Genomic DNA, 6190 nt, shown 5'->3' with positions numbered 1-6190 from the left:
GTCGCGGATGTTGCTGATCTTCTTTTCATACAGCAGCACCAAAGCGTTTTCCAGGTTCGCTTCCATCGTGCCGGGATCGGTGATGAAGTACGGGGAAATGTATCCCTTGTCGAACTGCATCCCGTCGACGTAGTTGACTTCGGTCGTTCGCGACTTGCCTTCTTCGACCGTGATCACACCGTCTTTTCCGACGCGTTCGAGTGCGTCGGCCAACAGACTGCCGATTTCATTGTCGTTGTTGGCACTGATGGCGCCGACGTTGGCGACTTCAGCCTTGTCCTGGACCGGACGGCCGATTTCGTGCAGCTGATCGCAAGCCGCTTGGACGGCTTTATCGATGCCGCGACGGATCGCGGCGGGATTGCTTCCCGCGACGATGTTGCGAAGGCCTTCTTTGAAGATCGCACGGGCGAGAACGGTCGCGGTGGTCGTGCCGTCACCGGCCAAGTCACTCGTCTTCTGAGCGACTTCGATGACCAGCTTCGCACCCATGTTCTCGAAACGGTCTTCGAGTTCGATTTCTTTTGCAACCGTGACACCGTCTTTGGTCACGGTCGGTCCGCCGAACGACTTGTCGATGATGACGTTGCGGCCGGTCGGGCCCATCGTCACCGCGACGGCGTCGGCCAGTTTGTCAATGCCGGCCAGCATGCGTGCGCGTGCGTGGTCTTCGAATAGGAGTTGTTTAGCCACGAGAGGATTCCTCTATCAATTGAAACGAGTGCTGAATGAACGCATCCAATAACACCTGGACTCGGCCCGCCAAACGTCCTGCCGCCGCGTCGAAGCGGGGCAGGGCAGGGCGGGCAGTCGCCGGTGTCACTACAGGACCTTTGCCAGGATGTCGCTCTCGCGAAGGATCTTCATCTCTTGTCCATCGACCTCGATGTCGCTTCCGCCGTACTTTCCGTAGATCACCGTGTCGCCGACGTCGACGCTGAGCGTGCCACGACTGCCGCTTTCGAGCAGCTTGCCGGGGCCGACGGCGACGATCGTGCCGCGTTGCGGTTTCTCTTTCGCCGAATCGGGAAGAACGATGCCGCCGGCGGTGGTCGTTTCAGCTTCGACGGGTTGAACAACGACTCGGTCATCGAGCGGACGCAGTTTTGGTTTTGCCATGATTAGGTTGTGATTTCGAAAGGTGTGTGAGTTTGAATTGTTTCGCTTGCGATCGCGACGCCGTCGACGGATTCCGCGGTGCGGATCCCCTGAAGCAGCGTCGCACCAGTGGGTCAGAGCAGGGGAGGGCAGGGCAGTGTGCCGATCGCGACAACACCGCCCGCTTGACCTGCAACCGGGTTACATCATGCCCGGCATGCCACCCATACCGCCCATGCCTGGCATTCCGCCGCCCATGCCACCCATGCCCGGCATTCCGCCGCCCATGCCGTGATCATGGTGATGGTCGCCACCGCCTTCTTCTTCTTCGACGGGGATTTCGGTGACCAACGACTCGGTCGTCAGCAACAGCGCCGCAACGCTGGCCGCGTTGGCCAGTGACGTCCGAACCACCTTGGCCGGATCGACGATCCCGGCTTCCAACAGGTCGCAATACTTTTCCGCGTTGGCGTCATAGCCTTCGGTCTTGCCCTTGAGTTGCAAGACGCGATTGACCACGACGGCACCGTCGAGTCCGGCGTTGTTGGCGATCGCACGCAGCGGTTGGTCGAGCACGTTTCGGATGATCCGAACGCCCAGCGCTTCGTCGCCCTCGATCGATTTTTCGAGCTTCTCAACCGCAGCCCGGCAACGCAGCAGGGTCGTTCCGCCACCGGGAACGATGCCTTCTTCCAAAGCGGCTTGGGTTGCCGCACGGGCGTCGTCGATCAGCGCCTTACGCTCTTTCATTTCCGTCTCGGTTGCGGCACCGACGTTGATCTGGGCCACACCGCCGGCCAGCTTGGCCAGACGCTCTTGCAGTTTCTCGCGATCGTAGTCGCTATCGGTCTGCTCGATCTCGCGTCGAATCTGCTCGACGCGTCCATCGATGTCCGACTTTTTGCCGGCGCCACCAACCATGGTCGTCGCATCGCTGGTGATGCGGATCTTCTTGGCACGTCCCAGATCGGACAGCTTGACGCTTTCCAGGTCGATTCCGAGATCCTTGAAGATCGCTTTGCCACCGGTCAACGCTGCGATGTCGCCCAGGATGGCCTTGCGACGGTCGCCGTAACCGGGTGCCTTGACGGCAGCGGCCGAGATGATGCCGCGCATCTTGTTGACGACCAACGTCGCCAACGCTTCGCCTTCGACGTCTTCGGCGATCACCAGCAAGGGTTTCTTTTCTTTGCTGATCGCTTCCAACAGCGGAATCAGTTTCTTGTTGTTGCTGATTTTCTCTTCAAACAACAGCACGTAGCAGTCGTCCAACTCGACCGACACTTCGTCTTGGTTGGTGACAAAGTGCGGCGACAGGAACCCGCGATCGAACTGCATGCCTTCGACGATGTCGACGTAGGTTTCGTTCGAGCGGCCTTCTTCGACGGTGATCACACCGTTCTTGCCGACTTTGGTGAAGGCATTGGCAAGGACGTCACCGATGGTCGGGTCGTTGTTCCCGGCGATGGTGGCGATTTGCTTGATTTCACTCTTGCTCTTTTCATTGACGGGCTTGGCGAGCTTTTTGATTTGCGCCGCGGCAGCCTCCACACCCTTGCTGATCCCACGCGAGAGCGCCATCGGATCGGCGCCGGTGGCGACCATCTTCAGCCCTTCGCGAAAGATCGCTTCGGCCAACACGGTCGCAGTCGTGGTCCCGTCCCCGGCGACATCGTTGGTCTTGCTGGCAGCCTCTTTGACCAACTGTGCCCCCAGGTTTTCAAAGGGGTCATCCAACTCGATATCTTCGGCGACGGTCACACCGTCTTTGGTCACTTTGGGCGATCCCCAGCCTTTGTCGAGCACCGCGTTACGGCCGCGTGGACCGAGCGTGCTCTTGACGGCTCGCGCCAGTTTACTGACGCCGGCCAACAGTGGCCCGCGGGCGTCGTCGTCGAAAACGATTTGCTTTGCCACGACGTTGTTTCTCCTGTGGTTTACAACGCACCTCGGACCGGACGCAGTGCGGCTCAACCGAGCCGGCACGTCTGCCGAGGTGATCAATAAGGGGGAAATGGATTGGACCGGCGACCGTGTGCGCCGGAGGTGTTTCGTGCAGGCGGATCCGTTCCGTCGCCCAGACCCAACCGTGGTCCGGCTGGCCTGCTCTCGCGTCCCGTTTGGCAGGCGACGCAAATCAAAATCGGCGACGGAATGACAGTTCCGCTGAATGCCCGCCACGGATAGCAACCGGCGTGCCAAGCCGGCTTCTGCCCTGCAAAAAATGCCCGTCTCCTCCGTTCTCTCCCATCGCAACTGCGAAGAAACGCCGTTGGGGAGCAAAAAATGGGGTGGGCCACGAAATTCGCAGCGGGTCGGAGAGATTAACGCTCGTGCCACGTTGGCAGAAGGCCCCAATCCGAAAAGCCGCTCAGAATGTCGCTCCGACAGAGCCCCCACGGTCGCAACTGTCGCACCTCGCGCCCGAGATCCCCCAATCCCGTTACGACCGTCAAACGCCCGCCCAAAACGCTTTCCAACTGGCCAACTGGGGTCATCAAATCATTGACCAAACGCAATCTGCAGCGTCCACTTCTCCGGGAACGCTGTGGACTTTCCGCAACCGGGATCCCCCCAAACGATTGACTCGCCCCCAAAACGCCGTTCACGGAATCGTCGCATGTCGACAGGCCGACTGCCCCTTCGCACCCTGACCACCACCCTCGTCGTCTCGCTCGCGTCGCTCTGCGGAGCCGACGCCTGTCAGGCCGGCTGCTTGGATTGGCTGTTCGGCCGCTCGGCGACCTACACCGCCAACTACCCCTACGCCTACCCGGTCGCGGGAACCCAGGTCGTCGGAACCCCGGTGACCACGGCCCCGATCACGTCCGGCCCGTTCAGCTCCGGCGTCGTCCAGGCCCAACGCCCGGCCTACGGTGCCCCCCTGACCGCCGTGTCCGGGATGACCACCGTCCAATCGTTCGACAACCCGTCGGTCTACACGGGCATGCCTGTCAACACGTCGCCCCAGTACTCGGCCCAACGACTGCCGATCACCAGCTACGCTCCGACGACCGTTGTCGCGCCGCAAACCACCAACGCGTACCGCTTGCCGATCGTCTCCGGCCAGACGTACACGCAACCCTACACGACGGCCAACCGCGTCCCGATCAGCAGCACGCTGCGGGGCACCGCGGGGCTCAACCCGATCGCCCCGGCGCCGGTCTACACGCCGCCGGTCTACACGTCCAACTATCCCAGCAGCGTCGCGCCGGTCACCTACAACGCCGCGCCCGCAGCCTACGCGCCCACAACCTACGCACCGCTCGTGCCGGTGGGACCGCAGCCGCCACGCCGCTTCGGTTCGGGGCTGGCACGGTTCTTCAACTCGCTGCTCGGACGCAACACCAACTACGTGACGTCGTACTACCAGGCTCCGATCACCTATTACCGACCTGCATCGATCGTCGACCCGACCACCGGAACGACGGTCACGGTTCAGCAACCGTGCAGCTCGTACGTCCAACAACTGCAACGCGTGCCCTACAACTCGTCGTTCCCGCTTCAACCCGGAACCACGACGCTGCCAACCGACCCCGGCGTCTGCTCCACCCCGATGCTCGGCAGCACCTCCCCAACCTCCTCGCTTCCCCTCGCCGGAACCCCTGGCAGCTTTGCACCGCCGCCTAGCGGTATCGGTCAAGTCGGCGGACAATTCGTCCCCGGCGATCCGGGCATCACGACGATTCCCTCGACCATGCCCGATTCCGGCTACCCCAACGCGGCACCGCTGACCGGCGGCTCGTCCGGAACGGGAGACGATGAACCGGTTCCCCAGCCTCGACTGGAATCGGGCCGCCCTGAGCTGAACGGCTCTGCCAATTCGGCGGCTTCGGACGACGGCTACCTGGACAACGGCTACCTGGACAACGCCTACGACAATTCCTACCGAGACGATCCGTATCCCTACGGCGACTCCGCTCCCGATCCCGGCCAAACCGAAAACGACGGTGCGGACGACCCGAATCGCCCCGCGATCCAACTGGATCCGCCGGTGACGCGTCACCTGCGAACTCCGGATCCGAGCGGCCGGTTCCGCCAGAGCGAACAGTTCACGACGCGGACGCCACCCTCGATGGCCAAACCGCTCTCGCCCCCGGAATCGGATTCCAGCGGGTCTCAACTGAGCACCCTGCGACCGATCGGTGTTCCCTCCGGGCCGCCAACGATGACGGGCCCGATGGATCTGACGAACCGATCCGCCGACGCGGTTCCCAATCGCGAACCGGCTCCGACACGGCGCGTGGTCCAGCCGCCTAGCACGCAACCCTTCCAAGCCCCACCGCTGCCGGCCCCGTCGGCTCGTGGAGCCGACCCCTCGGCACTGTTTCGAAACACCGAATCATCGGCCTCCTCACGCAGCACGACGCGACCGCGAGTCAGCGTCCCGGTGCGTGAAGCAACCACGCGTCACCAAAACGTCCGGCAGGTCGCTGCCTGGGAAGAGACTGCCTGGGAAGGGACAACGCCGGCGATGAAAGCGACTCCCGCGGCGCCGCAGCGTCCGGCTCCCGTGCAACGTGACAGCGGCGGTTGGCTTCCGGTACGCTAACGGCTACCGTTCAATCCATCCCATCTCTCTTCAGTGGAACGTCACGCAACGATGGACAATTCCACCATCGCGAACGTCTTCGATGAACTCGCGGAACTGCTCGAATTCAAAGGCGAAAACCCGTTTCGCATCCGAGCCTACACACAAGGCGCCAAAGCCATCCGCGACCTGGATGAATCGGTGGCCGACATCGTCGCCGATCCGGATCGAAAGTTAAGCGACCTGGCCGGCATCGGAAAAACGCTCGCCGAAAAAACGGAAACGTTGCTGCAAACCGGCTCGCTGCCGCAACTGGAAAAGCTCCGGGAAGAAGTCCCCGAGGTCCTGATCCAAATGGCGCGAGTGCCAGGCCTGGGCGCCAAGAAAGCGGCCAAGCTGCAGAAGGAACTCGACATCGATTCGCTCGCCGACCTTCGCGCCGCGTGCGAATCCGGCTCGGTCGCCAAGATCAAGGGCTTCGGCGAAAAGACGGCTCAAGCAATCTTGGACGGCTTAGCGATCGCCGAACAAGCCGCCGAGCGACTCCGCTGGGCCGAAGGC

The 6190-nt window shown here is 62.3% G+C and carries 5 protein-coding genes; 2 read left to right on the top strand and 3 right to left on the bottom strand.

Translation table 11 applies throughout. The features are described from left to right. From ABX749_RS17900 to groL, 3 genes are all read right to left on the bottom strand, one after another. Nucleotides 1–693, bottom strand: a 693-nt coding sequence (locus ABX749_RS17900) for a TCP-1/cpn60 chaperonin family protein (protein WP_372897162.1), incomplete at its 3' end; no start/stop codon positions are given. A gap of 129 nt (nucleotides 694–822) precedes the next feature. Then, complete coding sequence (gene groES / locus ABX749_RS17895; RefSeq protein ID WP_145219683.1) at nucleotides 823–1119, bottom strand: co-chaperone GroES; 297 nt, start codon at nucleotides 1117–1119, stop codon at nucleotides 823–825. 180 nt (nucleotides 1120–1299) lie between these two features. After that, a complete protein-coding gene (groL, locus tag ABX749_RS17890) occupies nucleotides 1300–3015 on the bottom strand; it encodes a chaperonin GroEL (RefSeq protein ID WP_145219685.1) in 1716 nt (571 codons plus the stop codon). Nucleotides 3016–3718: 703 nt separating this feature from the next. Here groL and ABX749_RS17885 point away from each other — a divergent pair. Next, nucleotides 3719–5650: a hypothetical protein gene (locus ABX749_RS17885; protein WP_372897161.1), complete on the top strand. Its 1932-nt coding sequence runs from the start codon at nucleotides 3719–3721 to the stop codon at nucleotides 5648–5650. Between the two features lie 51 nt (nucleotides 5651–5701). After that, nucleotides 5702–6190 (top strand): helix-hairpin-helix domain-containing protein (locus tag ABX749_RS17880; protein ID WP_372897160.1); only part of this gene is annotated, 489 nt, incomplete at its 3' end.

Origin of the sequence: Stieleria sp., from assembly GCF_041595215.1 — a bacterium.
GTDB lineage: Bacteria > Planctomycetota > Planctomycetia > Pirellulales > Pirellulaceae > Stieleria > Stieleria magnilauensis.
This window is presented reverse-complemented; position numbering and strand designations above follow the sequence as displayed.